Origin of the sequence: Nocardiopsis akebiae, from assembly GCF_018316795.1 — a bacterium.
Lineage (GTDB): Bacteria > Actinomycetota > Actinomycetes > Streptosporangiales > Streptosporangiaceae > Nocardiopsis > Nocardiopsis dassonvillei.
The window spans coordinates 6,577,757-6,602,217 of record NZ_CP074132.1 but is presented as its reverse complement, the minus strand read 5'-3'; the positions used below and the strand labels follow the sequence as shown (position 1 = coordinate 6,602,217).

The window sequence follows — 24,461 nt, the reverse complement described above, 5'->3', positions numbered from 1 at the left end:
CCCCCTGTTTCCAGTCAACCGGATGCGGGCGTGTCGGTGCCAGGGCCTGTTCCGTGCTGTGGACAAAGGCCCCGCTCCCACTCGGGAACGGGGCCTGGCGGTTCCAGGGAGCCGGGCGGGGACATCAGTCCTGCGGCACCGAACTCGACACCGGCTCGATCTGCCCCCGCATGTCCGCGGCCTCGATCTCCTCCCGGGTGATCCCGAGGATGAAAGCGATCGTGTCCAGGTAGGGCACGTTCACCGAGGTGTCGGCCTGCTGCCGCACGACCGGCTTGGCGTTGAACGCCACGCCCAGCCCAGCCGCCTGCAGCATGTCCAGGTCGTTCGCGCCGTCGCCCACGGCCACGGTCTGCTCCAGGGGCACACCGGCCTCCGCGGCGAACCGCTCCAGGGTGGTCGCCTTGCCCTTGCGGTCGATGATCGGCCCCACCAGCTCGCCGGTGAGCTTGCCGTCGACGACCTCCAGGGTGTTCGCGGCGGCGTAGTCCAACCCGAGGCGCTCCACGAGCACGTCCGTGAACTGCGTGAAGCCGCCGCTGACGATCCCGCACTCGTAACCCAGGCGCTTCAGGGTGCGCACCAGCGTCCTGGCGCCCGGAGTCAGCTGGATCTCCTCGCACACCTTGGGAATGGCGGAGGCGTCCAGGCCCCTCAGCAGCATCACGCGGCGGCGCAGCGACTCCTCGAAGTCCAGCTCGCCGCGCATGGCCTCCTCGGTGACCCGGGCGACCTCGTCCGCGCATCCGGCGTGCGCGGCCAGCAGCTCGATGACCTCGCCCTGGATCAGCGTGGAGTCCACGTCCATGACGATGAGGTGCTTGGCCCGCCGGTGCAGGCCGCTGGGCTGCACGGCCACGTCCACCCCCTGCGTGGACCCCTCCATGGCGAGCTCGGCGCGCAGCTGGTCGACGTCCCCGCCGGAGATCTCCATCTCCACGGACGTCACCGGGAAGCTGGACAGCCGCTCGATGCGGTCGATGTTCGCACCCGCGCGCGCGACGCACGACGTGAGGGCGCCCAGAGCGCCGGGACGCAGCGGATCGGCCAGGACGGTCACGTGCAGCCGCTCGTGGACGACCGCCTTCACACGGCCGTTGTCCTTCCCGCCGCCCTTGCCGTAGCCGACCTCCATGTCGAGGTCGATGGCGGTCTTGTCGAGCGCGTTGCGGACCTCCTCGAAGACCCGCGAGGGACTCACACCGGGAGCCACCCGCTCGTCCACCTCCAGGACCGCGCCCAGCACGAGGCGGCCCGCGAGGACCACCTGTTCCAGGTCGGCGATGGTCACCGGAAAGACGGAGAGGGTGCTCAGAAGACGAGCACTGATGCCCGGACGGTCGTGGCCGGTCACCGTCACCAACAGCGTGGATTTCTCATTCATGGCGGTGTCCACGGTACTCGGCCGTTGCCAAGGGGTGTCGCGCAGGGCTGGCCCTTTTCCCAGCTAGTTCACTATGTGGACAGCTGGAGGCGCGACGTACGTCACCTGTCCTTCCGGCTCTTCCTCTTTCGCTTGGGGCCCTTGGCCTTGACGTCCACCCCGCCCAGCATGCAGGTTCCCGTCAGACGGACGACCGGGGCGTTCGGGTCGGTGACCTGGTCGGTTCCGTGCAGATCGGCGCCGCCCAGGATCCCGGACGTGTTGTTGGTCACCCTTACCCCGTGGGGCACGACGATGTCCACCCCGCCCATGATCACCGCGACCTGGATGGTCACCTCGTGCTGGCTGAGCACCGCCTCGCGCAGGTCCAGTTCCACCCCGCCGCACAGCACGGACACGTTCGTGCGCGGCTCGACCAGCCAGCGGCCCTTGCGCTCGCAGCCGCCGAACACCGCGACCAGGTTCTCCGAGCCCTTGCTCTGTCCGGCCAGGTCGCGCGCCTCGCTGCCCAGGATCTCCATACCGCTGGGCGCGTCGGAACGCCGTTCCATCGACGCGTAGTCGTAGCCGTGGCCGGGCACGGGCAGGTCCTCCACGATGGGGCCGAGTTCGCCCATGGTCTTGGCCCGGTAGAGGGTCTCCAGCCGCTCCTCGTGCTCGACCGGGGTCAGGCGGCCCTCGGCCAGCGCCTCGCGCAGCCGCTCGGCAACCTTGTCCCGGTCCGCGTCGGAGGCTCGGATGTGCTCGGGCTGCATGATGACGGGTCTCCTCGTTCCTTCCGTGGGGCCGGGGGCCCGGCCTGCCACACGTCCAGTATCGGCATTCTCCGCCTCCACGGGATCAGGTAACGCCCCTGGCCCGACCCCGAGAATCCCGCTCCCCGTCCCAGGGTGTTCCCATCCCCCTCCAGAGTGGCCCGCGAGCCCACGCGGAACAACCCCCGCCCGTCCCCGACCAGGGCCTCCGCGCCCGGCCGAACCCGCGGCAGGCGGCCCGCGTGCCGGGACCGGGCACGCGGCCGCGGGGTGGTGCGCGCCGCAGGGCCGCGGTGGCGGAGGCCACCGGCCTCCCCGGCGCGGCCGTGGTCCCGACCCTCGGCACGGAGGTCGTCCACGCGGAGGGGTACGGCACCACCCCCGGCGGGGAGCCCGCCACCGAGCGCACGCCCATGGCCGTGGCCTCGGCGAGCAAGACTCGCCCCGGCCCGTGCGGCGGTCGCCTCGGTCCGCGTCCTCCGTCTGGTGTGGGTGCGCCGCGTCGCCGGAGGGGGCGCGGAGCGCGCGTCGCGCTGAGCGGCCGCTCAGCGCCCCGGCACACCCCGGTCGGACGGGTCGATCGCGCCGTGCGCGGCCACCAGGGCCCTGCGCACCGCCGCGTCGAGCCCGCGCAGGCACTCGGAGCGGGCCGTGGCCTGCCGGGCGGTCAGTCCCCGTCCCGAGGACGGCTCGGCCAGCTCCACTACTTCGGCCAGCCGTGCCGCCTGCTCCGCCACCCGGTGCGCCCGGGCCGGGTACCCGCGCGCCAGCGAGGGCGGGCCGCCGCCCAGTTCGTCCAGCCGTCGGTGCACGTCCGGTGCGAACGGGGCGACGTCGTCCACGCCCTCCATGGCCCGGGCGGCCTCGATGAGGGCGAGCTTCAGCGCCTGCTCCGCCTCGGCCAGGCCGGGTACCTGCGGCAGTGCGTCGTTCGCCGGATACGGTGTCCACGAAACGCCCACATAGGATGAACCACGCCGGTCGGCGGAGGGCACCAGGCCCACCTGCCGGTCGGCGAGCCGCACCAGCACCCCCTCCCGCGCCTCGACGGCGGCCTGGTTGAGTTCCTCGGGGCCCACGAGCCCGAGGGGATCGCCCCAGGTGGGCAGGGCCAACCGGAAGGCGGACAGCCCCAGGCCGCGCAGCCGTGTCAGTGCGGCCCGCAGCGGTACGCCGCTGTCGAAGGGCAGGTCCACTGCCGGTACTGTCCCGATCAGGTTGGGACCACCGCGCCGCTCGACGGCGTCGACGGCCTCGTCGAGGCCGACGTGTCCGGCCAGCCAGGCGTTGCCCCAGGCGACGAGTGGTGCGGACGAGAGATGCATTGCTTCAGGGTAGGGCGGCCCGTGCACCGGCGTGGGACGTGACGTGAGGGAGGACGATGGACGGGCGTGTTCTGGGCCTGAGCGGGGTCACGGTGCGGAGGGGCGACGCCCATCTGCTGGACGGGGTGGACTGGACGGTCCTGGAGGGCGAGCGCTGGGTGGTCCTGGGCCCCAACGGCGCGGGCAAGACCACGCTGCTCAACGTGGCCTACAGCCAGACGCACCCGACCGCGGGCGAGGTGGAGATCCTCGGCGAGCGGCTGGGCCGGGTGGACGTGTTCGAGCTGCGTCCGCTGATCGGTTACGCGGGCGCCTCGGTGGCGTCGCGGATCGAGGAGGGCACCGAGGTCCTCGACATCGTGCTGAGCGCCGCCTACGGCTACGTGGGCCGCTTCCGCGAGGAGTACGGGAACCCGGACTACGGCCGCGCCCGCGCCCTGCTGGGCCACTGGGGCGTCGCCGACCTGGCCGACCGCCGCTTCCACACCCTCTCCGAGGGCGAGCGCAAGCGCGTGCTCATCGCCCGCGCGCTGATGTCGGACCCGGAGCTGCTGCTCCTGGACGAGCCCGCCGCCGGGCTGGACCTGGGCGGGCGGGAGGACCTGGTGCGCCGCCTGGGGAGCCTGGCCCGCAACGAGGCCGCGCCCGCGCTGGTGGTGGTGTCCCACCACGTGGAGGAGATCCCCGCCGGGACCACGCACGCCCTGCTGCTGCGCGGGGGTTCGGTGGTGCGGTCCGGGCCGATCGACGAGGTCCTGACCGCGGACCACCTGTCGGAGACCTTCGGGCTCGCGTTGAAGGTGGAGAGGGACGGCGACCGCTGGAGCGCCCGGGCCGTCTGAGGGAGCGCCCGTCCGGGGCGGCGGCACGGGTGCGCCGGAGCCCGTCCGGGCGGACGCCCCGCACCGGGTCCCGGGCGTGCGGCGACCCGGTCGTCCGGGCACGTGTCCCCTCCGCGCGCATGAGCCCCCGGCGACAGATTATCCCGTTATTGGATTGCGTTAACTGAGCAAATGTATTGACCATAAACAGTGTTTCTGTCCGGATGTGGTCGCCCCGGCGCATATGGGGTAGCGTCAGCGGACGGTGAGCGGATCGCTCCATTTCGGCGCGCTTTATGATCTTCGGGTGGGCGGGGCCGCCGGGCGCGGTCCGTGCCCGCCTGTCACCCCCGTCTGGAGATCCGGAGCTGCCCAGATGCCGATACCGAATGACGTCCTCCGTCCGGAAACCGGGGCGGCCCCATGACCATGATCATCATCGTGGCGCTTTTCGTCGCGGTTCTACTGCTCGTCTTCTGGCGGAGCGTGCGTATCGTTCCGCACTCGATGGAGGACGTCGTCGAGCGTTTCGGTAAGTTCCACCGGACGTTGAGCTCGGGTTTCAACATCGTCGTCCCCGGTGTGGACCACGTGCGCGAGCGCATCGACCGCCGCGTCCAGGTCGTGAGCTTCCCGCCGCAGTCGGCCATCACCGAGGACAACCTCGCGGTCGAGGTCGACTCGGCGGTCTACATCAGGGTCGTGGACGCCTACCGGGCCACCTACGAGGTCGCCAACTTCATCCAGGCCGTCGAGCAGCTGACCCTGGCCACGCTGCGCAACGTCATCGGCGGCATGAACCTGGAGGGCACGCTCACCTCCCGCGACGCGATCAACCGAGAGCTGAAGGCCGTGCTGGACGAGGCCACCAGAGACTGGGGCATCGAGATCAGCCGCATCGAGCTCAAGGGCATCGAACCGCCGTCCTCCGTGCAGGAGGCGATGGAGATGCAGATGCGCGCCGACCGGGAGAAGCGCGCCCAGCTGCTCAGCGCCGAGGGCGAGAAGCAGTCCGCGGTCCTGCGCGCCGAGGGCGAGCGCTCGGCCGCGGTGCTGCGGGCCAGGGGCGCGGCCGAGGCGCAGGCGCTCACCTCCAAGGCCGACGCCGAGGCCCAGACCACCCGGGCCCGCGGTGAGGCCGACGCCATCCACATGGTGTTCAAGGCCCTGCACACCAGCCGGGTCGACCCGGACGTGCTGGCCTACCACTACCTCCAGAAGCTCCCGGAGATCGCCCGGGGCGACGCCAACAAGGTGTGGGTCGTCCCGGCCGAGATGGGACAGGCCCTCAAGGGGGTCGGCGCCGCGTTCGACCGGCTGCGCGACGACGTGGTCCGGGCCCCCTGACCCGGTTTCGCCGTCCGGCCGGCCGGGGGCGCGTCCCGTGCGGCGGGGCCCGCCCCGAGAAGCGGCCCCCCGGCGCCGGACCCGCCGTCTGGGGGCCGGACCGCGAGGGCCCGGGCCCGGTCCAGTACCGGGCCCGGGTTCTCGGCGCATCCCGGCATGATCATCCGATGACCCGCTCTCGTAGTCTGTTGTCGCCCTCGACCGTCGGGGGCGGACAGGGAGAGCTGGGCGGATGGAACTCTGGGAGGCCGCGGTCATCCTTCTCGCCGGTGTGGCTGCCGGCGGGATCAACGCCATCGCGGGGTCGGGGACGCTGTTCACCTTCCCCGTGCTCCTGGCGCTCGGCTACCCGCCGATCACCGCCACCGTCTCCAACAGCATCGGCCTGGCCCCCGGGACGCTCAGCGGCACCATCGCCTACCGCCGGGAGCTGGCGGGCCAGCGCGCCCGCATCCTGCGGCTGGGCAGCATGTCCTTCCTCGGCGCGGTGACCGGCGCCCTGCTGCTGATCTACCTGCCCCCGGGTGTGTTCGAGGCCGTGGTGCCGTTCATGATCGGCCTCGCCTGCGTGCTGATCGTCCTCCAGCCGCGGATCACCCGGTGGGTCCGCTCGCGCAGGCCCGCGCACAGGGACGGCGGCCCACTGCTGCCGCTGGGCGCGTACGGGACCGGTGCCTACGGCGGCTACTTCGCCGCCGCCCAGGGGATCATCCTCATGAGCATCCTGGGCACCGCCCTGGATGAGGAGATCCAGCGGCTCAACGCCCTGAAGAACATGCTCGCCACCATCGTCAACACCACCGCCTCGGTGTTCTACATCGTCCTGGCCGAGCCCGCCTGGCCGGTGGTCGGCCTCATCGCCTGCGGGACCATCATCGGCGGATACCTGGGCGGGAGGTTCGGGCGCAAGCTCAGCCCGGCCGCCCTGCGGGTGTGCCTGGTGCTGGTGGGGCTGTCCGCCGCGGTCCAGATCCTCATGGGCCGGGTCTGATCCCGCCCCGCCCGACCCCCGGGCGGTCTCGCGGCGACCGCCGCGGTGTCCCGCGAGGGGCCCGCGCCGGACTCCGCCGGGGTCAGGACCGGAAGTACCCGCGGCGGTCGGCGTCGTCCACCAGGGCGGTCGCGTAGGCGCCCAGCGCCTCCGACCCCTCCTGGATCAGCTTGACCTTCTCCATCACCTGCGCCCGGGTGATCCCGAAGCGCACCCACGTGCCGCCCTCGTTGTGCCAGTTGGCGAGCATGGGCGAGAGCCGGTCGACCGCGCGGGCGAACCGCGCCTCGGCGGTGGCGCGCGCCTCGAACTCCTCCCACAGCTCGCGGGCCCGCTCGGCCTGGTCCTCGGGCAGGAGGGGGAAGATGCGGTCGGCCGCGGCGCGCTCGCGCTCCGCCTGGGTCCGGGAGTTGACGGTGTCGAAGAGGAAGGTGTCCCCGGCGTCGATCTCGACGATGTCGTGGAGGACCAGCATCTCGACGACGCGGTCGATGTCGGTGCCCTCGGGCGCGTACTCGGCGAAGGTGCGGGCTGACAGGGCCAGGTGCCAGGAGTGCTCGGCCGAGTTCTCCCGCCGGGAGCCGTCCACCAGGAGGGACTGCCGCAGGATGCGCTTGAGTTTGTCGACTTCCAGGAGGAAGCGGAGCTGCGCGTTCAACCGCTCGTTGTCGACCCCGCTGGCAAAGACCGGTGCCGGTTCCGTCACGTGGTTCGCCCTCCTGAAGGATGAGTCGAAACGGTCAGGTGGGCCGCTCGGTGCGGCCGCCACTGGATGATCCCATGGAACGCGCACCAGCTGTCGCGCCGGCGTCCGTTGAGGGGACGCGGGAGGAGACGCCGGGGTGCACCGGGTGAACGTGGGGTTTCGCACGGGGCCGGGGAGCGTACGGAGCGCCAGGCGGGCCCGCCGGAGCCCCTACTCCGCCGTCCGGACCTGGTCGGAAGAGCTCAGGTGCTGGTGGAACCACTCGGTCAGCGCCCGATCGGTGAGGACTCCGCCCGGGGTGAGCGGCCCGGGTCGCAGACCCGGTTCCGGACCGATGGCGTGGGCCAGGTCGGGGACCACGATGTGACGGAGCGCATGCTCGGGCGCGTGGGCCGCCACGGCGTCGTGCAGCGACCGGCCGTGCTCGGGGGGCACGACCTCGTCCCGGCCCCCGCTGACGACGAGCAGGGGGACGCGGTCGCGGGAGACCTCCTCGGCGCGGCCGCCGAAGTCCAGCCAGTCGCGGGTGCTCAGGGCCTGCTCGGTCCACTCGTAGGCCGTGCCGGTGCGCCGCTCCCGCGCGGCGATGACCAGGGCGGGGTCCACGACCGGGTTGACGACGGCGGCGGCGCCGACGGGCAGGCGCCCCTCGGCCAGGGTGAGCAGGACGGCCGCGGCCCCGGCGCCCACGCCGACCAGCCCCACGGGTTCGTCGGTGACGGGGAAGGCGGCGCGCAGTTCGGCGGTGACGCGGTGGAGTTCGGCGGCGGCCTCCTCCACCACCGGGCCGAACAGCTCGACGAGGTAGTCGCGCTCGCCGCGCCGGTTGATCTCGGCGACGCCGCCCTCGGGGAGCCGGGCCCCGAACAGGGGCAGGCCCAGGTAGACCCGCCAGGCCGGGAGCGGGGCCATGGGCGCGGTTCCGGCCAGGGCGGCCTCGGCCCGGGGCGGCTCGAAGGCGTGCAGACCCAACACGAGCGGGGCCGGGACGTCACCGCTGGCGGGCGGCAGGGCCAGAAAGGGCACTCCGGCGGCCGTTCCGGTGACGGGTCGGGAGAGTGTGCCGGCGTCGGCTACCACGGATGGTCGCCTCCGTTGCGTTGGGAGAAGTGGGACAGGTAACTGCTGACCAGGTGCTTGGCCTCGCGGATGAGCGCGGGGTCGCCCTCGGGGTCGTCGCGGAAGGCGAGCTTGAGCACCGCGTCCGCGGCCTCGACGGCGACGTCGATGGCCCGGTCGAGCTCCTCATTGTCGGGGATGCCTGTGACAGAGACGATGATCCTGCGCAGGCGGATGGAGATGACGCGGTTGTTGTCGGCGCCTCCGTTGAGGAGGCGTGGGTCGACGATGTCGCCGAAGTGCAGGCTGCGAAAGCCCGGCACGTGGCGGTGCATGTCGATGTACTCGTCGACCACCGCGTCCACGGCCAGGGTCCAGTGGCTGAAGGAGGCGTCGGCGAGGCGCTCGGCGACGCGCGTGCCGAACTGGTCGAGGAAGCGCAGCCCGAGGGCCTGGGTGATGGCCTTCTTGTCCGGGAAGAACTGGTAGACGGAGCCGATGGCGACCCCGGCGCGCTCGGCGATCCTGGTCGTGGAGAGGTTGTCGTAGCCGACCTCGTCGAGGAGTTCGGCGCAGCAGTCGAGCATGCGCTGGACCCTGAGCATGCTGCGCTGCTGGGCGGGCAGCCTCCGCAGCGGCGCCTGCGCGAAGGCGAGTTCGTCGTGGGCGACGCTGGCTCGTCCACGGCCCTCGCGTGACGTGTGGTCGCCCCCCGTGCTGCCTGGGGAGCGTCGTGACCGCGGGGGTGTTGAGCTTCGGGAGTTTGTCGTCACAGCTCCTATGATGCCTTTCCGGAATCACCTGGTTCCGGGGAAATTCCAGTTTCGTTCCGCCCCCCTCCCCGCGCGCGACCAGCGGACCGGAGCGGGGGGAACCCGGGCCGGGCCCTCCCGGGCGCTGCTCGCGCACAGCACGCCCCGGGTGTGGATAGCGCTTTCCTGATCGGCTCTGGCATGGTTGGATCAAGGCCGACGCAGCGTACACACCCTCCTGGAGGCTGAGAGCCATGACCACCGCCCCGGACACCACGCCGGAGGAACTCGACGCCGTCATGGAACGGGCCGCCGCCGCGGCGCCGCTCCTGGCCGCCCTCGCCCCGGGCGAGCGCGCCGGACTGCTGCGCGCCGTCGCCGACGCCCTGGACGGCGCCGCCGACGAGCTCGTGCCGATCGCGATGGAGGAGGCGCACTACCCCGAGGCGCGCTGCCGGGGGGAGCTGGGCCGCACCACCTTCCAGCTGCGCCTGTTCGCGCAGACCCTGGAGGAGGGCTCCTACTTGGAGGCCGCCGTGGACCCGGCAGACCCCGACTGGGGCACCCCGCGTCCGGACGTGCGCCGCCTGCTGGTCCCGCTGGGCCCGGTGGTGGTGTTCGGGGCGAGCAACTTCCCGTTCGCTTTCGCCACGGCAGGAGGGGACAGCGCCTCCGCCCTGGCCGCCGGATGCCCCGTGGTCGTCAAGGCCCACCCCGGGCACCTCCGGCTCGCCCGGCGCACCGCCGGGATCTTGGTCGCGGCGCTCGAAGGCGCCGGGGCGCCCGAGGGCTGCTTCGCCCTGGTGGAGGGGGTGGAGACGGGCAAGCGCGCGGTCACCCACCCGCTCACCCGGGCCGTGGGCTTCACCGGGTCCATCCCCGGCGGGAGGGCCCTGTTCGACCTCGCGGTCTCGCGACCGGACCCGATCCCCTTCTACGGGGAGCTGGGCAGCGTGAACCCGGTGTTCGTCACCCGCGCGGCCGCCGCCGCGCGCGGTGAAGAGATCCTGGGCGGGTACGCGGACTCGGCCACCATGGGCTCGGGCCAGTTCTGCACCAAGCCCGGCGTGCTGTTCGTGCCGGAGGAGACCGAGCTCGACGCCCTCGTCGCCGACTTCGGCGGGCGCGCGGCCGCCCCGCTGCTCAACGAGCGGGTCTCCGAGGGCTTCGTGCGCGGACTGGACGCCCTGAGCACCCACCCGGCCACCGAGGTGCTGGTCCAGGGCGTGCGCACCGGCGACGACTGGACCCCGTCCCTGCTGCGCACCGACCTGGACTCCCTCCTGGAGAACGCCGAGACCCTCCTGGAGGAGTGCTTCGGCCCGGCGACGCTCGTGGTCACCTACCCCGACGAGCGGCGGCTGCTGGAGGCGGCCGGGGTGTTCGGCGGCCAGCTCACCGTGACCGTGCACGGCGAGGAGGACGACGAGATCGCGCCCGCTCTGCTGGCGCTGGGCGCGTCCCTGTCCGGACGGGTGCTCTGGAACAGCTGGCCGACCGGGGTGGCGGTCACCCACGCCATGACCCACGGCGGCCCCTACCCGGCCACCACCGCGCCGCTGCACACGTCGGTGGGCACCACCGCGGTCCGGCGCTTCCTGCGCCCGGTCACCTACCAGTCGGTGCCGCAGTCCCTGCTGCCCCGGGAGCTGCGCGACGACAACCCGCTGGGCGTGCCGCGCCGCGTGAACGGCGCCGCGCCCTCCGCCTGACCAGTCCGCCGGGCGCGTCGGCCGACGCGCCCGGCTGGTGCCGTGCCCCGGGGCGCGTCGCGCGCGGAGTCGCCGGGGACGCGGTGATCGGGTCCCAGGGGTGTCATCCTTCGGCGGCGTGGTGGTCGTAGGCGTCGCGGACCGCCTCGGCGCAACGCCTGTCCCGAGCCGCCATGGTCGGATGCAGGAGCACGAGCAGCACGTTGACCAGGATCGTGAAGAAGAGGAGCACCGTCTGCACGGAGAGGCCGTCCGTCGTCAGCCACCACACGAGGAGTCCCGTCTGCGCGGAGGCCGCCACCGCCCAGAAGGCGGACGTGCGGCGGGGGAACCGGATCCCGTACTCCCGCAGCCTTCGTTCGGCCATGATCCGTGCCAGCCAGTTGGTTGCGGGGTCGGGACACAGTACCCCCTCCTCCACCAGCTTCTCGGCCGTCGCCAGCCGGTACGGATCGGCGTTGGCCGGCAGTGGGACGTAACCGGAAGAGCGGCGCACTCCCCGGGCTACCAGTTCACCGAAGAGCACCGTCGCCCCGACCACAAGGACCAGCCCGACACCTGAGTGGGCCAGGAACTGTGCACGGGAGTCGGTGAGTTCGCCGGCCGGGATCAGGAGGATCAGCCAGAGCGGGAGTAGGACGGTCCCGAAGACCAGGTAGGCGAAGAGGCGCGGCCTGTTCTGCGAGCGGATCAGGTTGCGCGCACGGAACACGGCAGCGCCCGACGGCGGACGCGGAAACCTCGGCGGGGGCTGGGGGACCACCACCTCACCGTATCCGGGCCCGCTTCTGACGGACGGCTGTGAACTTGACCCGCGAGGGTTTGGGGCGACCCCTCGGCACGCGTAACTTGTCGCCATGCACACCCACTCCACGCCTCCCGAGGTCGAGGCGCTCGTCCGCGACCTGCCCAAGGTGGAACTCCACGTCCACCTCGAAGGATCGATGCCCGCCGACACCCTGTTCGACCTCGCCCGCAGGCACGGCGTCACCGACGTCCCCGACACCCTGGAGACGCTCCGGGACTGGTACGCCTTCACCGACTTCCCGCACTTCGTCGAGGTCTACCTCGCCTCGGTCGCGACCCTGCGCGAGGAGCAGGACTTCGCACTCCTGGCCTCGGCGGTCGCCGAACGCCTGGCCGCGCAGAACGTGCGCTACGCCGAGATGCACGTCAGCCTCTACACCCACCTGATGCGCGGGGTGCCCGCCCGCGTGGTCTTCGACGGCATCGAGGAGGCCCGCCGCGCGGCCGAGAGCCGACACGGCATCCAGCTGCGGTGGATCCCCGACTTCCCCGCCGACTTCGGCCTGGAGAGCGCGGAGGCCACCGTGGAGGCGGTCCTGCGCGACGCGCCGCCCAGCGTCGTCGGCTTCGGCGTCGGCGGTGTGGAGACCCCGCTGGAGCAGTACGCCGGGGTGTTCGGCAGGGCCCGGGCCGCCGGGCTGGCCAGCCTGCCGCACGCCGGTGAGCACGGCGGCCCCGAACGGGTGCGCGAGGCCCTGGACGCGCTCGGCGCCGAGCGGATCGGCCACGGCATCGACTCCATGCGCGACGAGGCGCTGGTCGGCCGCCTGGCGGAGGGGCGCATCCCGGTGGACGTCAGCCCCACCTCCAACGTGTGCACCCGCGCCGTGGCAGAGCTGGGCGACCACCCGCTGCCCCGCATGCTGGAGGCCGGTCTGCTGGTCACCCTCAACACCGACGACCCGACCATGTTCGGCACCGACCTGAACAACGAGTACCGCGCCGCGCACGCGCTGGGGCTGGACGCCGCCGACCTGGTCGGGCTCGCCGCGAACGGCGTGCACGCCTCCTACCTGGGCGCGGCCCGCCGCCACGCGCTGCTGGCGGAGATCGGCGAGGTCGCCGCCCGCCACGGCGTCGACCCGGCGGAGGTCGCGGCGCTGCGCTAGCGTCCTGGCCGGAACTGTCGCCGGTGCGGCTGTCGGGTGCGTGAACGGCCGCCGCGGTCCTAGGCGGGCGAGTCGGCCAGCGGCAGCCCGCACTGGGCGCGCATGTCCACCCAGGTCCGCGCGGCCTGTGCGGCGTCCCCGCCCTCGTAGGGGACGGGGACGCCGCCCCGGATCCGCGCCGGGGCCCAGTCCGACCGGATCACGCTGCCCTGGTCGAAGGTGAGGGTGAGCACGCCCGTCTCCGCGGTGGGGCCCTCGAAGTTGTAGAAGACGAAGTTGCCCAGGCCGTAGTGCACGTACGAGTCGCCCAGGAACCCGCCCGGGGACAGCACGTGCGCGTGGCCGCCGACGACGGCGGACGCGCCGGCGTCGACCAGTTCCCGGGCCAGTGCGGGGGCGTGCGGGAGCGGGCAGTGCGAGCCCTCCAGGCCCCAGTGCAGGAAGACCACCACGTTGTCGTGTTCCGCGGCGGCCTCCGAGACGGCGGTGAGCAGCCGCTGCTTCTTCTCGCCCTTGGCGGAGGCCAGGCCGGGCTTGCCCTCGCCCGCCGTCCACTCCGCCGCGAGGTGGTCGTCCATGACGTCGGTGGCGCCGAACAGGGCGACGCTCTGGCCGTTGACCTCGGCGACGTGGGGCGTGTACGCCTCCTCGGCGTCGCGCCCGGCGCCGACCAGCGCCACTGGCGAGGCCTCGCCGTTCGCGAGGGTGTCGGCCAGCCCGTCCGCGCCGTAGTCCATGCCGTGGTTGTTGGCGACGGTGGCCACGTCCACCCCGGCGGCGTCCAGGGCCTCCAGGGCGGTGGCGGGCGCGCGGAACACGTACGCCTTGTCCGGTGCCGGGGTGCCGCCCTCGGTGACCGCCGTCTCCAGGTTCACCATGGCCAGGTCGGCGACCGAGAGCTGCTGCGCGATCGGCGCGAGCGCGGTCCGCGGGTCGTCCAGGGCCGGTTCCAGCAGGCCCTCGAACATCACGTCACCGCCGAAGGCGACGGTGAAGGGTTCCGGGGCCCCGGGCTCCGTGCCCTCGCCGGTGGGGGCGGTCGCGCCCTCGGGTCGGTCCGGAGCCTCGTCGCCCGCGGAGCAGGCGCTGGGAAGGAGGGCGAGGGCCAGTGCCGCGGCGCCGACCGCGGTGCGCGCGCGGGGGCGCGGGGATACGGGTTGCATCATGCTCCAGTGGGGCGGGGGAAACGGGGCATGTCCTGATAATTAGGACGCACGTCACACGCTTCCGGTTGGCCTTCGTGGCTGGAGGGACTCGGGTTCCTCGTTCCGTCACCGGCGATGACCACGGGTGTTCGCGCCCCTACCACAGGGGTGCGGTCACCGAGCCCGAGTGCTGGCGGTATCGACGGCCGGTTTCAGGGTAGGTGCGCGTGACCAGCGCTTTCGTTATGTTTGTCCAGTTCAGGGTCATGTCGGGCCCTGGAGCCCCTGGGTCCGAGGGGGTTCGCGCGCCCTGGTGACGAACGGCACACGCGTCTTCCGGCGGTCGCGGTCCGGGGCGCGCGTCCTGGCCGGACTCGTCCCCGGTTGGCGCGGGCGCGGCGGTCGCGGCCCCGGCGGCGGTTCCGGTGGTCGTGTCCTACGGGCGGCACGGTGCTCCCGGCCGGATTCCGCGGGCTCTCCCCTCTTCTCCGGATTTTCTCCCAGAAAGGAATTATCCGTGCAAGGGACAGGAAAGCTGGCATAGGGTTTTGGGCGCCCACGGGTGGCTCGGATACGGATCTCCTAAGTTGTTTAGTAGGTTCGCATCCGCGGTTTACCCGGAAAATTTTATTTTTCCATGACAACCCAGAGTGGGTGCTTATAAGCACAGGGTAGCCAAAAGGGTGCGCTTTGAGCTCTGCTTATCACTCCATGTGGCTAATGCATTGCTGGCTGTACTTATACTGGGGAAGTGTATTTTCCGAAAACGCCTGCGAGCCTTCGACGGCTTGCTAACGTTTCGGTCCGTCGGCGGTTCCGCGAGCTTTCGAACCGCGACTTCACACACGCGGGTCACCCCGCCGCCACGCAGCCTTCCCTGCTGGCGGACCCGCCCGCCGTGGACAGCCGGACCCGCGAGACGACACGGGCACCGGTCCTGTCGCGGACCAGCGTCGCAACGGCGCGATCCCCAAGCCGTATCCGTGAAAGGTCACCTCCGCACATGCGCAACACACTCCGTTACTCCTTCGCGACCGTCATGACCGCCGGGTTGGTCGTGGCGCCCGTCGCGGCGGCCTTCGCCGACACCACCACCAGCGGCTCCGGCGGGATCGGCAGCGGTAACCAGATCGTCGTGCCGGTGGACGTCGAGGCCGAACTGTGCGGCAACTCGATCGCGATCCTCGGCATCTCCAGCGCCACGTGCACCCAGGTCTCGGAGGTCCTCTACGAGGCCAGCGGTCAGGGCGGGGCCGCCACGGACGGCTCCGGCGGTGTGGCCAGCGGCAACCAGATCATCGTCCCCGTGGACGCCGCCATCGACGCCTGCGGCAACTCGGTCGCGGTCGGCGGCATCAGCCAGGCCGAGTGCGTCGAGGTGGTCGAGGTCCTGGAGGAGGAGAGCGCCGACGCGCCCACCACCAGGACCGACGGCTCCGGCGGTGTGGCCAGCGGCAACCAGATCATCGTCCCCGTGGACGCCGCCATCGACATCTGCGGCAACTCGGTGGCCATCCTGGGCGGCTCCAGCGCCAAGTGCACCACCATCATCAACATCATCCAGGCCTCCCCCGAGAACGAGGGCACCCCCGACACCGCCACCAGCGGCGCGGGCGGGATCGGCAGCGGCAACCAGGTCGTGGTCCCGGTGGACGCGGCCGTCGACATCTGCGGCAACGCCGTGTCCGTGCTCGGCCTGGCCGAGGGCTCCTGCATGGAGATCATCTCCGAGGAGGAGAAGCCGGAGGAGCCCGGCGAGGAGAAGCCCGAGGAGCCCGGGCAGCCCGAGGAGGAGAAGCCGGAGGAGGAGAAGCCCGAGGAGCCGGGCGAGGAGAAGCCCGAGGAGCCCCGCGAGGAGGACAAGGGCGAGGACGACACCAGCACCGGCGAGGAGCCGACCGGGCCCCAGGCCGACGAGCAGCTCCCCGTGACCGGTGGCGCCCTGGCCGGTCTGGTCGCCGCGGGCGTCGCCGCGGTCGGTGCGGGCGGCGCGGGGCTGTACTTCGCCCGCAAGCGCAAGGCCGCCGCCGCGACCGGCGACGACGAGTAGCACCGGCGCGGGGCCCGAGTCCCCCGCCCACACACACGCGGGGCCGCCGGTGACCGGCGGCCCCGTCCGCGTACGGACCTCCGTACGGGTGCGGCGGCCGCACCCGACCGCGGCGGCGGGCCGCTCGGGCGGGACGGGGGCCGCGCGGTACACGGAGGCGAGGGGCGGTGCGAGGCGGACGGAGGAGTCTCATAACCTCGAAGACGTGCTCAAAGTCCTGTTCTCGCAACGCATGCTGGCCTTCCACGCGCTGGTGCTGGTGCTGGTGCCCAGCTTCGTCTGGCTGGGCTTCTGGCAGCTGGACCGGGCCGGGCAGCGCGGCGCGGCGGTCGACCTCCAGCAGTCCAACCTCGCCGCCGACCCCGTACCGGTGGCCGAGCTGACCCGGGTCGGCGAGGACGTCGACCCCGACGACCGCTGGCGCACCGTCGAGGCCACCGGCACCTGGGACACCGGGCACGAGATCCTGCTGCGCAACCGCGACGGCTCCGGGGGCGTGGGCTTCCACGTGCTGACCCCCCTGGTCACCGAGGAGGGGACCGCGGTCCTGGTCAACCGCGGATGGGTCGAGCGCGGCGAGACCGCCCTCGACCAGCCGCAGGTGCCGCCCGCGCAGGAGGGCCCCGTGGAGGTGGCCGGGCGCCTGCACTACTCCGAGACCGAGGAGAACACCGGGCTGCGCAACCGCGACGACCTGCCCGACGGGCAGCTGATGATGGTCGACGTGGACCGGATCGCCGCGGACCTGCCCTACCCCGTCTACGGCGGGTACGTCGACCTGACCCGGCAGGACCCGATGCCGGAGGCGGCGCCCGAACCGGTCGCCCTGCACGAGGAGGACGCTGGGATGAGCGCGTCGTACGCCGTGCAGTGGTGGGTGTTCGCCGTCGTCGCCGTCGGCGGATGGGTGTTCCTCGTCCGCCGCGAGATCCGGGACGCCCGCGAGGCCGAGGCGGGGGAGTCCGACGCGACCGAGGAGGTCGCAGGGGCTGCGGAGACCGCCGGGGCCGCTGAGACCGGTGCGAACGCCGAGGCCGCAGAGTCCGCCCAGACCGTGGGGTCCAACCGGAGTTCCGAGGGGCCCGCTGAGTCCGGAGGGGGCTCCGGCGCGACCGCGGGCAGGGGCGGGTACGGGGCCGCCTGACACGGGGGCGCGTCCGTCGCGACCGCGGGCTTCCGCCTGCGGGGTCCGGTCGCGGGGCGCCCGGCCGCCCGGTCACCGTGTACGCGCCGCGGCCCCGTGCACGCGCGCCTTTCTGGGAGGCTTGGCCCCATGAACGATGACGGCTATCCGGATCCCGGGCGCGTGGCGCGCCGCGCCGTGGACGCCGAGGAGAGCGCCCGCGCCGGACGCCGGTGGTGGGACGGCGCGGCCGACGCCTACCAGGCCGAGCACGGGGGCTTCCTCGGCGACGCCGGGTTCGTGTGGTGTCCGGAGGGCCTGACCGAGGCCGAGGCGCGCCTGCTCGGCGCCCCGGAGGACCTCATGCGGGCCCGGGTGCTGGAGGTGGGCTGCGGCGCGGGCCAGTGCGGGCGGTGGCTGCGAGCCCGGGGGGTGCGCGAAGTGGTCGGGTTCGACCTGTCCTTCCGCCAGCTCCAGCACGCGCGCAGGATCGATGAGGGGACCGGCCACTCGCTCGCGGCCGTGCAGGCCGACGCCCAGCGGCTGCCGTTCGCCGACGCCTCCTTCGACGTGGTGTTCTCCTCGTTCGGGGCCTTCCCGTTCGTGTCCTCGGCCGACGACGCCCTGGCCGAGGCCGCGCGGGTGCTCGGGCCGGGAGGGCGGCTGGTGTTCTCGGTGACCCATCCGGTCCGGTGGAGCTTCCCGGACGACCCCGGGGAGGACGGGTTCACCGTGAACCAGTCCTACTTCGACCGCCGCGCCTACGTGGAGGAGGACGACGGCGGGAACGCGGTCTACGTGGAGCACCACCACACGGTGGGCGACTGGGTGCGCGGGATCGCCCGCGCGGGCCTGGTGCTGCGGGACGTGGTCGAACCGGAGTGGCCCGAGGGGCTGGACCGGGTGTGGGGCGGCTGGGGTCCGGTGCGCGGCCGGATGATCCCCGGCACCGCGATCTTCTCCGCGGACCGGCCCTGAGCCCGGGAAGGAACGGGGGGCGGCGCCCCGGCACTTCGCCGCCCCGGCCCTGGACGGGTTCGCCGAGGTACTCCGGGGGCACGGCGGGCACCAGCCGCACTCCGTCGCCGGTGATCCGGAAGGCGTGGCCGTCGCCGTGCACCCGTCCGGAGGCGACGGTGAGGACCACCGGTACGCCGCGCCGGGCGCCCGCCCTGGGGGCGGTCCCGGCGTCGGGGGACAGGCGGACGTCGTGCCGCCGCATCGGCCGCAGCCCCTCAGCGGTGACGGCGGGCAGGAGTCGGCCCACGGTGCCGTGGTAGAGCAGGGCGGGGGGAGCGCTCGGCTCCGGCCCCGGGGCGACGCGGACGGAGCGGCCCTGCCGGGCGCGGACGCGGGAGCCGTCCGGACTCAGAGCGAAGAGCTTCTCGTCGTTGGTGACGACGACCTCCCGGAGGGCCGCGCGGCGGAGGCGCACCCCAGCCCTTCCACGGCCCGCGAGGAGTCCGTCCACCCCGACCCAGCCCTGCTGGCCGAGCCGTACCCCGCGCGGGCTGGGTCGTGGCGGAGCACACGCGCCGGGAACCCGGAGGCGCGTACGAGTCCTCCCCGGTCCATGGTCGCGATCATCCCCGCCGTGCCTCCGGCGGGTCCAGGGCTTTTCGGTCGGGTGTCGGGGCGGCGTCCGGACGGCGAAAACCCCTGGCGCGGGTGTGTGCGGAGGAGGCAGGAACGGGGGAGCCGGGCGCGCCGGTCCCGGAGCGGGGGCCCGGGCGCCCCTGAGCGGTTCCGCGCACCCGGAGCGGACGGGCCGCGGAAGGGGTTCGCGTACCCGTCGGCGGGTATTCCGGGCCCGGAACACCCCTCCGACGACGACCGGGAGCCCCCGCATGACCGACGTCCGCGTCCGGACCGCCCTCCCCTCCGACCACCGGCGCATCCTGGCGGTCTGCGACGACTGGTGGGGGCGTCCCGTGGCGCACATCCTCCCCCGGCTCTTCCTCGACCACTTCCACACCACCAGCCTCATCGCCGAGGCTGAGGGGGAGCTGGCGGGCTTCCTGGTCGGCTTCCCCTCGCAGTCCGTGCCCGAGGAGGCGTACGTGCACTTCGCCGGGGTGGCCCCGGGACACCGCAGGACGGGGCTCGCGAACGGGCTGTACCGGCGCTTCACGGAGGGGGCGCGGGAGCGCGGGTGCGCGGTCGTGCGCGCGGTCACCTCCCCCGCCAACGAGCGCTCGATCGCCTTCCACCGCGCCCACGGCTTCACCGTCACCGGGCCGCACGCCGACTACGAGGGGCCGGGCGTGGACCGGATGGTCTTCACCCTGCGCCTCGGGGGGTGACGGGGGACGCGCGGGCACGGGTCCCGGGCACCGGGGGGAGAGGGCCGTGCCGCGTATGATCCGGCTACCGGACGCGGAGGAGGCACGGTGCGGCTCAAACTCGACCTGCACGACATCTTCAACAAGGGACGGGACATCGACCGGGCCCTCAACGACATCATGGACGAGGCCGAGCGCACGGGCGCCAAGAGCATCGAGATCATCCCCGGCAAGGGGTCCGGGCAGCTCAAGAAGCGGGTGCTGCGCTTCCTCGACCGCAAGGACGTCAAGGCCCGTTACCACCGGGTCGAGAAGGACTCCAAGAACTTCGGGCGCCTGTTCGTGCACTTCAGGCACTGAGCGCGTCCGTGCCGCGGTCGGCAGCGGGCCGACGCGGGCGGAGCCGCCGGGCCCGAACGGCCCCGTACCCCCCTGGCGGGCGCGCCGCGTGCCGTCCGCGGACGGGCCCGGCAACGGCGAGTTGTGTGAGTCTTTGCCCCTCCCATCCCCGAAACCTCCCTCACCGGGGAAGGAACCGAAGGGTGGTGTGCCGTCACGGAGGGGGACAGCGATGATCAGCACGGATTTCACACCCGGGTCGCCCTGCTGGGTCGAGGTGTCCTCACCCGACGTCGAGGCCTCGACAGCCTTCTACGAGCACGTGTTCGGCTGGAGCTCCGAGACGCACATCCGGCAGTTGGAGGGCTACAAATTCCTGTGCGGTGAGGGTCTTCCCGCGGCGGGCGTCAGCCCGGTCATGGGGGAGAGCGACCGACCCTCCTGGACGGTGTACTTCGCCGACTCCGACATCGAGGACACCATCACACGCGTGGAGCGGCTGGGCGGCACCCTCCTGGTGGAGCCGTTCGACATCTTCGACCTGGGCCGCCAGGCGCTGTTCCGCGACCCGCAGGGCGCCTCCTTCGGCGTCTGGCGGGGGGAGATGTACCTCGGCCTGGTGGGCCGGGTCAACAGCCTCTGCTGGGTGGAGCTGCGGACCACCGACGCGCGCGGCGCGGCCGAGTTCTACACCGGGGTCTTCAAGTGGGACCTCAGCCCGTTCGACCCGTCCCTCGGGGGGGAGGAGGTCGGCGGGTACACGGTCCTGCGCCCCGCGGGAACCGGTGACGAGCGCACCCACGGGGGCATCCTGCAGGCGGGACCCGGGCACGGGGGCCGGTTCGGCGGGGAGGAGGACTGGCATCCGGTGTTCGCGGTGGCCGACTGCGACGCCGTCGCCCGCAGGGTCGTGGCCGCGGGCGGACGCGTGCACGCGGCGCCGGAGAACATCCCGGGTGTGGGGCGCCGCATGGTCTGCTCCGACCCCTTCCAGGCCGGGTTCGTCCTGCTCAACTGGCCGCCCGGATGATCCGGACGCCGCCCGGCCGGGGCCCGCGCCCTGCGGGGGCGCGGGCCCCGGCCGGACCCGGCGGCTACTGCCGCGACACCGCGGACGCGCCCCCGCGCAGCACGAACTTCTGGATCTTGCCGGTGGCCGTCTTGGGGAGCTGCTCCACGAACTCCACCCGTGTGGGCGCCTTGAAGTGCGCCAGGTTGTCGCGGGCGAAGGCGATCAGCTCCTCCTCCGTGGCCGCGGAGCCCCCGCGCAGCACCACGGACGCCTTCGGTGTCTCGCCCCAGCGCTCGTGCGGCACGCCCACGACGGCCGCCTCCAGCACGGCCGGGTGCCGCAGCAGGACTCCCTCCACCTCGACGGAGGAGATGTTCTCCCCGCCGGAGATGATGACGTCCTTGATCCGGTCCTGGATCTCCACGTACCCGTCCGGGTGGGTGACCGCCGCGTCGCCGGTGTGGAACCAGCCGTCGCCCATGGCCTTCTGAGTGGCCTCCGGGTCGTTGTAGTAGCCCTTCATCACGACGTTCCCGCGCACGGTGATCTCCCCGACCGTCGTGCCGTCCCAGGGCACCTCGACGCCGTCGGCGTCCACCACCCGCAGCTCGCCGGAGGTGATCAGCTCGACCCCCTGGCGTGCCTTGACGGCGGCGCGGTCGCGCTGGGACAGGCCGCCGTGCTCGGCTCGCGGCTCGCACACGGTGATGAACGGCGTGGTCTCGGTCAGCCCGTAGACATGGGTGACGGTCCATCCGAAACCATCCTCCAGGCGCTCGATGGTGTCGGCTGCGGGGGAGGCCCCGGCCGTCACCACGTGCACGCCGGACGGGACCTCGCCGCGTACCTCCTCGGGGGCGTTCGACAGCATGATCAGCACGGTGGGGGCCGCGCACAGCCAGGTGACCCCCTCGGAGCGGATCAGCTCGTACACGGCGGCCGGGTCCATCGCGGGCAGGCACACGTGGGTGGCGGCCGCGGCGGTCACCGTCCACGTGTAGGTCCAGCCGTTGGCGTGGAACATCGGCAGCGTCCACAGGTACCGGTCGTCGACGCCGATCCGCAGGTGCAGCAGGGTGCCCACCGAGTTCATGTACGCGTTGCGGTGGGTGATCATCACGCCCTTGGGCCGGGCCGTGGTGCCGCTGGTGTAGTTGATGGTCAGCAGGTCCGTCTCGTCGATCCCGGGGCGGACGTAGTCCGCCGCGGCCCGCGCGACGAGGGCCTCGTAGTCCTCCCAGCCCGGGCGCGCCCCCTCCAGGGCGACGAACCGCTCCACGCCCGGCATCCGGTCGCGGACGCCGTCCACGGCGTCGAGCTGGTCGGCGTGCACGCACAGGACCCGCGCCCCGGAGTGGTTGACGATGTAGACGAAGTCGTCCGCCGACAGCCGGAAGTTGACCGGTACCAGCACCGCGCCGAGCTGCGGCACGGCGTAGAAGGATTCCAGCTGGGCGTGGGTGTTGGGGGAGATGTAGGCGACGCGGTCGCCCTTGGACACCCCCATGCCCTGGAGGGCGGAGGACCAGCGGTCGCAGCGGTCGAAGAACTCCTCGTAGGTGAGCCGGAGGCCACGGTCCACCACCGCCTCGCGCCGGGGGTGCAGTCTTCGGGTGCGGCGGGCGAACTCCAGGGGAGTCAGGGCGAGTTCCATGGTGCCGGGGTGCCTTTCCGCGTCGGTGATGGTGGGCGGTGGTCGGGGCGGTGGCCGAAGGCGGTCGCCCCACGACCACCATCACCGGACGGTCGTCGGCTGTCCAGCGTCGGGCGCCGGAAGCCGGCGGCCCTCAGAGTCCGAAGAGCCGGGCGGCGTTGCCGTACAGCACTCCCCGAAGCCAGTCATCGCCCAGGCCGAGCCAGGCGAGGGCCTCGATCTGTTCGAGATAGGGGTACGGGATGTTCGGGAAGTCCGTGCCGAACAGGATCCGGTCCGCGACACCCTTCAGGCGGGGCACCTCCCCGTCGGGGAAGGGCGCCCAGTCCTTGGAGAACTCGGTGAACACCATCGTGGTGTCCAAGTGGACGCGTTCGTGGTGCTCGGCCAGGTCCAGGAACGCGCGGTAGTCGGGAGCCCCGGCGTGGGCGATGACCGCGGTGAGCCCGGGGTGGGCGCGCAGGGTCTCGGCGAAGGGTTCGGGGCCGGTGAACGGGCCCGCCTCCGGGCTCGAACCGCAGTGGATCACCACGGGCGTGCCCGCGTCCGCGATCAGCCCCCACACGTCGGCCAGCAGCGGGTCGCGCGGGTCGTAGCGGCCGACCTGGAGGTGTGCCTTGAACACGCGGGTACCCGCGTCCAACGCCGCGGCCACGTAGTCGCGGGCCTCCGGCTCGGGGTAGAAGGTGGCGCTGCGCAGGCAGTCGGGGTTGCGGTCGGCGAAGTCGCCCGCCCAGTCGTTGAGCCAGGCGGCCATGCCGGGCCGGTGCGGATAGGAGAGGGCGGTGAAGTGCCGCACCCCGAAGCCCCGGAGCAGGGACAGGCGTTCGTCCTCGTCGAAGCGGTAGGTGATCGGCCACAGGCCGCCGAGGGCGTCGAAGTGGGCCCACACCTTGCGCAGCACGTTGTCGGGCATGAAGTGGGTGTGGACGTCGATGAGTCCGGGGAGTCCCAAGCCCTGCCAGACCGCGCGTACGGCGGCGGATTCGGGCCCGTGTTCGTACGCGGTGTCCGTCGTGCGGGAGGACCCGGGGTCGGTTCCGGCGGCGGTGTCGGAACGGGTTTCGGTGCCGGTGTCCGTTGCGGCGGACCCGGAGAAGGACGAGGCTCGTGTCACGCCGGAAACGATACGGGTAAGCGCTGGTCAGAGTCATGAAGACGCTCAGAAAGCCAGGAGGATTACTCCGGTCACGACGATGGCGGACGCGGCGATCCGCACGGGGCCGAACCGCTCCCCGAACAGCAGCGCGCCCAGCACGGCTGCGAAGACGATGCTCGTCTCGCGCAGCGCGGCGATGCCCGCGACCGCGCCGGTCAGCTGCGCCCACAGCACGAGCCCGTAGGCGACCGCGCTGACCACGCCGCCCAGGACCCCGAACTTCCAGACCGGCTTGAGCTGGCGCGGGAGCGCGCCGCGGCGGGTGAACACCGCCACCACGAAGAACACCGGTCCTTGAAGGATCATGAGCCACGTGATGTAGCCCAGCGGGTCCCGGGTGAGGCGGACCCCGTGGGCGTCGACCACGGTGTAGACGGCGATGCTGACGCCGGTGGCGAAGGCCGCCAGCAGCGCCGGGAACTGTGCGCGGGAGGGGCGGCCGCCCGCGAACACCAGCGTCGTCAGTCCGGCGGAGACGACCAGGACCCCGGTCAGGACGGACGGGGGCGTCGACTCGCCGAGCAGGAGGATGCCGGTCAGGGCGACCACCCACGGCGCCGTGCCGCGTGCCATCGGGTACACCTGGCCGAACTCGCCGGTCCGGTAGGAGACCATCAGCAGGCTCATGTACAGCAGGTGGGCGGCGAGGGAGGCGAGCAGGACCGGCCAGGCCTCGCGCGGGGGCGGGCCCACGACCGGGAGCAAGGGGAGGGCGGCGAGCATTCCGCCGAGGCCGATCAGGGCGAACCCGAGCAGGCGGTCGGTGATGGAGTGGGCGATCGCGTTCCAGCCCGCGTGCAGCAGCGCCGCGAGCAGGACCACGGCCACGACCCACGGGGTCACGGGGCGGAGCCGGGGCGGGGGACGGGGGCGGGAGACGGGCAGGATGCCCGGCGGTGCGGGGGCGGGGCGGGTGCCCGGCAGGGCGC

22 protein-coding genes and 1 pseudogene are annotated in these 24,461 nt (G+C 72.7%); 11 read left to right on the top strand and 12 right to left on the bottom strand.

Going from position 1 to position 24,461, the window contains the following annotated elements; all coding sequences use genetic code 11:
* Positions 1-124: 124 nt before the first annotated feature.
* From serB to KGD83_RS28345, 3 genes are all read right to left on the bottom strand, one after another.
* A complete protein-coding gene (serB, locus tag KGD83_RS28355; RefSeq protein WP_212641940.1) occupies positions 125-1,384 on the bottom strand; it encodes a phosphoserine phosphatase SerB in 1,260 nt (419 codons plus the stop codon).
* 101 nt (positions 1,385-1,485) lie between these two features.
* On the bottom strand, positions 1,486-2,139 hold the full coding sequence (locus KGD83_RS28350) for a DUF1707 SHOCT-like domain-containing protein (RefSeq protein WP_212641939.1): 654 nt from the start codon (positions 2,137-2,139) through the stop codon (positions 1,486-1,488).
* 545 nt (positions 2,140-2,684) lie between these two features.
* Complete coding sequence (locus tag KGD83_RS28345) at positions 2,685-3,464, bottom strand: hypothetical protein (protein ID WP_212641938.1); 780 nt, start codon at positions 3,462-3,464, stop codon at positions 2,685-2,687.
* A gap of 56 nt (positions 3,465-3,520) precedes the next feature.
* On the opposite strand from KGD83_RS28345, the gene KGD83_RS28340 reads away from it, so the two are divergent.
* The 3 genes from KGD83_RS28340 to KGD83_RS28330 all read left to right on the top strand — a co-directional run bounded on the left by KGD83_RS28340 (position 3,521) and on the right by KGD83_RS28330 (position 6,623).
* On the top strand, positions 3,521-4,306 hold the full coding sequence (locus KGD83_RS28340; RefSeq protein ID WP_212641937.1) for an ABC transporter ATP-binding protein: 786 nt from the start codon (positions 3,521-3,523) through the stop codon (positions 4,304-4,306).
* A gap of 402 nt (positions 4,307-4,708) precedes the next feature.
* Positions 4,709-5,632: an SPFH domain-containing protein gene (locus KGD83_RS28335; RefSeq protein ID WP_047870398.1), complete on the top strand. Its 924-nt coding sequence runs from the start codon at positions 4,709-4,711 to the stop codon at positions 5,630-5,632.
* A gap of 232 nt (positions 5,633-5,864) precedes the next feature.
* Positions 5,865-6,623: a sulfite exporter TauE/SafE family protein gene (locus KGD83_RS28330; protein ID WP_212641936.1), complete on the top strand. Its 759-nt coding sequence runs from the start codon at positions 5,865-5,867 to the stop codon at positions 6,621-6,623.
* Between the two features lie 82 nt (positions 6,624-6,705).
* On the opposite strand, the gene KGD83_RS28325 is transcribed toward KGD83_RS28330, so the two are convergent.
* The 3 genes from KGD83_RS28325 to KGD83_RS28315 all read right to left on the bottom strand — a co-directional run bounded on the left by KGD83_RS28325 (position 6,706) and on the right by KGD83_RS28315 (position 8,993).
* The gene (locus KGD83_RS28325) at positions 6,706-7,329 is read right to left on the bottom strand and encodes an HD domain-containing protein (protein ID WP_212641935.1); all 624 of its coding nucleotides are present in this window, start codon (positions 7,327-7,329) and stop codon (positions 6,706-6,708) included.
* Between the two features lie 210 nt (positions 7,330-7,539).
* A complete protein-coding gene (locus KGD83_RS28320) occupies positions 7,540-8,409 on the bottom strand; it encodes an alpha/beta hydrolase family protein (RefSeq protein WP_212641934.1) in 870 nt (289 codons plus the stop codon).
* Positions 8,403-8,993 carry a TetR/AcrR family transcriptional regulator gene (locus KGD83_RS28315; RefSeq protein ID WP_212644644.1) on the bottom strand — a complete coding sequence of 197 codons (591 nt, stop codon included), beginning with the start codon at positions 8,991-8,993 and terminating at the stop codon, positions 8,403-8,405. The genes KGD83_RS28320 and KGD83_RS28315 overlap by 7 nt, the downstream gene beginning before the upstream one ends.
* A gap of 401 nt (positions 8,994-9,394) precedes the next feature.
* Between KGD83_RS28315 and KGD83_RS28310 the strand changes: the two genes are divergently transcribed.
* A complete protein-coding gene (locus KGD83_RS28310) occupies positions 9,395-10,852 on the top strand; it encodes an aldehyde dehydrogenase (NADP(+)) (protein WP_212641933.1) in 1,458 nt (485 codons plus the stop codon).
* Positions 10,853-10,955: 103 nt separating this feature from the next.
* Here KGD83_RS28310 and KGD83_RS28305 read toward each other — a convergent pair whose 3' ends face one another.
* Positions 10,956-11,564, bottom strand: coding sequence for a hypothetical protein (locus KGD83_RS28305; RefSeq protein ID WP_212641932.1), 609 nt, complete (start codon positions 11,562-11,564; stop codon positions 10,956-10,958).
* Between the two features lie 145 nt (positions 11,565-11,709).
* Between KGD83_RS28305 and add the strand changes: the two genes are divergently transcribed.
* Entirely contained in the window at positions 11,710-12,768 is a 1,059-nt protein-coding gene (add, locus tag KGD83_RS28300) for an adenosine deaminase (RefSeq protein ID WP_212641931.1), read from the top strand.
* Positions 12,769-12,827: 59 nt separating this feature from the next.
* On the opposite strand, the gene KGD83_RS28295 is transcribed toward add, so the two are convergent.
* Positions 12,828-13,931 carry a CapA family protein gene (locus KGD83_RS28295; RefSeq protein WP_212641930.1) on the bottom strand — a complete coding sequence of 368 codons (1,104 nt, stop codon included), beginning with the start codon at positions 13,929-13,931 and terminating at the stop codon, positions 12,828-12,830.
* Positions 13,932-14,916: 985 nt separating this feature from the next.
* Here KGD83_RS28295 and KGD83_RS28290 point away from each other — a divergent pair.
* From KGD83_RS28290 to KGD83_RS28280, 3 genes are all read left to right on the top strand, one after another.
* Entirely contained in the window at positions 14,917-15,963 is a 1,047-nt protein-coding gene (locus KGD83_RS28290) for a chaplin (protein WP_212641929.1), read from the top strand.
* A 205-nt stretch (positions 15,964-16,168) separates the two neighbouring features.
* Positions 16,169-17,107: an SURF1 family cytochrome oxidase biogenesis protein gene (locus KGD83_RS28285; protein ID WP_212641928.1), complete on the top strand. Its 939-nt coding sequence runs from the start codon at positions 16,169-16,171 to the stop codon at positions 17,105-17,107.
* Positions 17,108-17,236: 129 nt separating this feature from the next.
* A complete protein-coding gene (locus tag KGD83_RS28280) occupies positions 17,237-18,064 on the top strand; it encodes a class I SAM-dependent methyltransferase (protein WP_212641927.1) in 828 nt (275 codons plus the stop codon).
* Between the two features lie 145 nt (positions 18,065-18,209).
* Here the strand turns inward: KGD83_RS28280 and KGD83_RS29195 are convergent.
* Positions 18,210-18,935 (bottom strand): annotated as a pseudogene (locus KGD83_RS29195) (RNA 2'-phosphotransferase); the annotation flags it as partial.
* Here KGD83_RS29195 and KGD83_RS28270 point away from each other — a divergent pair.
* The 3 genes from KGD83_RS28270 (at position 18,934) to KGD83_RS28260 (ending at position 20,737) form a co-directional block, all read left to right on the top strand.
* On the top strand, positions 18,934-19,389 hold the full coding sequence (locus KGD83_RS28270) for a GNAT family N-acetyltransferase (protein WP_212641926.1): 456 nt from the start codon (positions 18,934-18,936) through the stop codon (positions 19,387-19,389). The pseudogene KGD83_RS29195 and the gene KGD83_RS28270 sit on opposite strands and share 2 nt — an antisense overlap.
* A gap of 87 nt (positions 19,390-19,476) precedes the next feature.
* Positions 19,477-19,728, top strand: a complete 252-nt coding sequence (locus KGD83_RS28265; protein ID WP_013156341.1) for a Smr/MutS family protein — start codon at positions 19,477-19,479, stop codon at positions 19,726-19,728.
* A 211-nt stretch (positions 19,729-19,939) separates the two neighbouring features.
* Complete coding sequence (locus KGD83_RS28260) at positions 19,940-20,737, top strand: VOC family protein (RefSeq protein WP_212641925.1); 798 nt, start codon at positions 19,940-19,942, stop codon at positions 20,735-20,737.
* 64 nt (positions 20,738-20,801) lie between these two features.
* Here the strand turns inward: KGD83_RS28260 and KGD83_RS28255 are convergent, their stop codons facing one another.
* The 3 genes from KGD83_RS28255 to KGD83_RS28245 form a co-directional block, all read right to left on the bottom strand.
* Positions 20,802-22,373, bottom strand: a complete 1,572-nt coding sequence (locus tag KGD83_RS28255) for a long-chain-fatty-acid--CoA ligase (RefSeq protein ID WP_212641924.1) — start codon at positions 22,371-22,373, stop codon at positions 20,802-20,804.
* 133 nt (positions 22,374-22,506) lie between these two features.
* The gene (locus tag KGD83_RS28250) at positions 22,507-23,490 is read right to left on the bottom strand and encodes an amidohydrolase family protein (protein WP_212641923.1); all 984 of its coding nucleotides are present in this window, start codon (positions 23,488-23,490) and stop codon (positions 22,507-22,509) included.
* A gap of 45 nt (positions 23,491-23,535) precedes the next feature.
* A complete protein-coding gene (locus KGD83_RS28245) occupies positions 23,536-24,375 on the bottom strand; it encodes an EamA family transporter (protein ID WP_212641922.1) in 840 nt (279 codons plus the stop codon).
* Positions 24,376-24,461: the final 86 nt, after the last annotated feature.

Coding starts and splice junctions, on each gene's coding strand:
- serB (WP_212641940.1), bottom strand. CDS start 1,384: ATGAATGAGAAATCCACGCTGTTGGTGACGGTGACCGGCCACGACCGT.
- KGD83_RS28350 (WP_212641939.1), bottom strand. CDS start 2,139: ATGCAGCCCGAGCACATCCGAGCCTCCGACGCGGACCGGGACAAGGTT.
- KGD83_RS28345 (WP_212641938.1), bottom strand. CDS start 3,464: ATGCATCTCTCGTCCGCACCACTCGTCGCCTGGGGCAACGCCTGGCTG.
- KGD83_RS28340 (WP_212641937.1), top strand. CDS start 3,521: ATGGACGGGCGTGTTCTGGGCCTGAGCGGGGTCACGGTGCGGAGGGGC.
- KGD83_RS28335 (WP_047870398.1), top strand. CDS start 4,709: ATGACCATGATCATCATCGTGGCGCTTTTCGTCGCGGTTCTACTGCTC.
- KGD83_RS28330 (WP_212641936.1), top strand. CDS start 5,865: ATGGAACTCTGGGAGGCCGCGGTCATCCTTCTCGCCGGTGTGGCTGCC.
- KGD83_RS28315 (WP_212644644.1), bottom strand. CDS start 8,993: ATGCTCAGGGTCCAGCGCATGCTCGACTGCTGCGCCGAACTCCTCGAC.
- KGD83_RS28310 (WP_212641933.1), top strand. CDS start 9,395: ATGACCACCGCCCCGGACACCACGCCGGAGGAACTCGACGCCGTCATG.
- add (WP_212641931.1), top strand. CDS start 11,710: ATGCACACCCACTCCACGCCTCCCGAGGTCGAGGCGCTCGTCCGCGAC.
- KGD83_RS28295 (WP_212641930.1), bottom strand. CDS start 13,931: ATGCAACCCGTATCCCCGCGCCCCCGCGCGCGCACCGCGGTCGGCGCC.
- KGD83_RS28290 (WP_212641929.1), top strand. CDS start 14,917: ATGCGCAACACACTCCGTTACTCCTTCGCGACCGTCATGACCGCCGGG.
- KGD83_RS28280 (WP_212641927.1), top strand. CDS start 17,237: ATGAACGATGACGGCTATCCGGATCCCGGGCGCGTGGCGCGCCGCGCC.
- KGD83_RS28270 (WP_212641926.1), top strand. CDS start 18,934: ATGACCGACGTCCGCGTCCGGACCGCCCTCCCCTCCGACCACCGGCGC.
- KGD83_RS28260 (WP_212641925.1), top strand. CDS start 19,940: ATGATCAGCACGGATTTCACACCCGGGTCGCCCTGCTGGGTCGAGGTG.
- KGD83_RS28255 (WP_212641924.1), bottom strand. CDS start 22,373: ATGGAACTCGCCCTGACTCCCCTGGAGTTCGCCCGCCGCACCCGAAGA.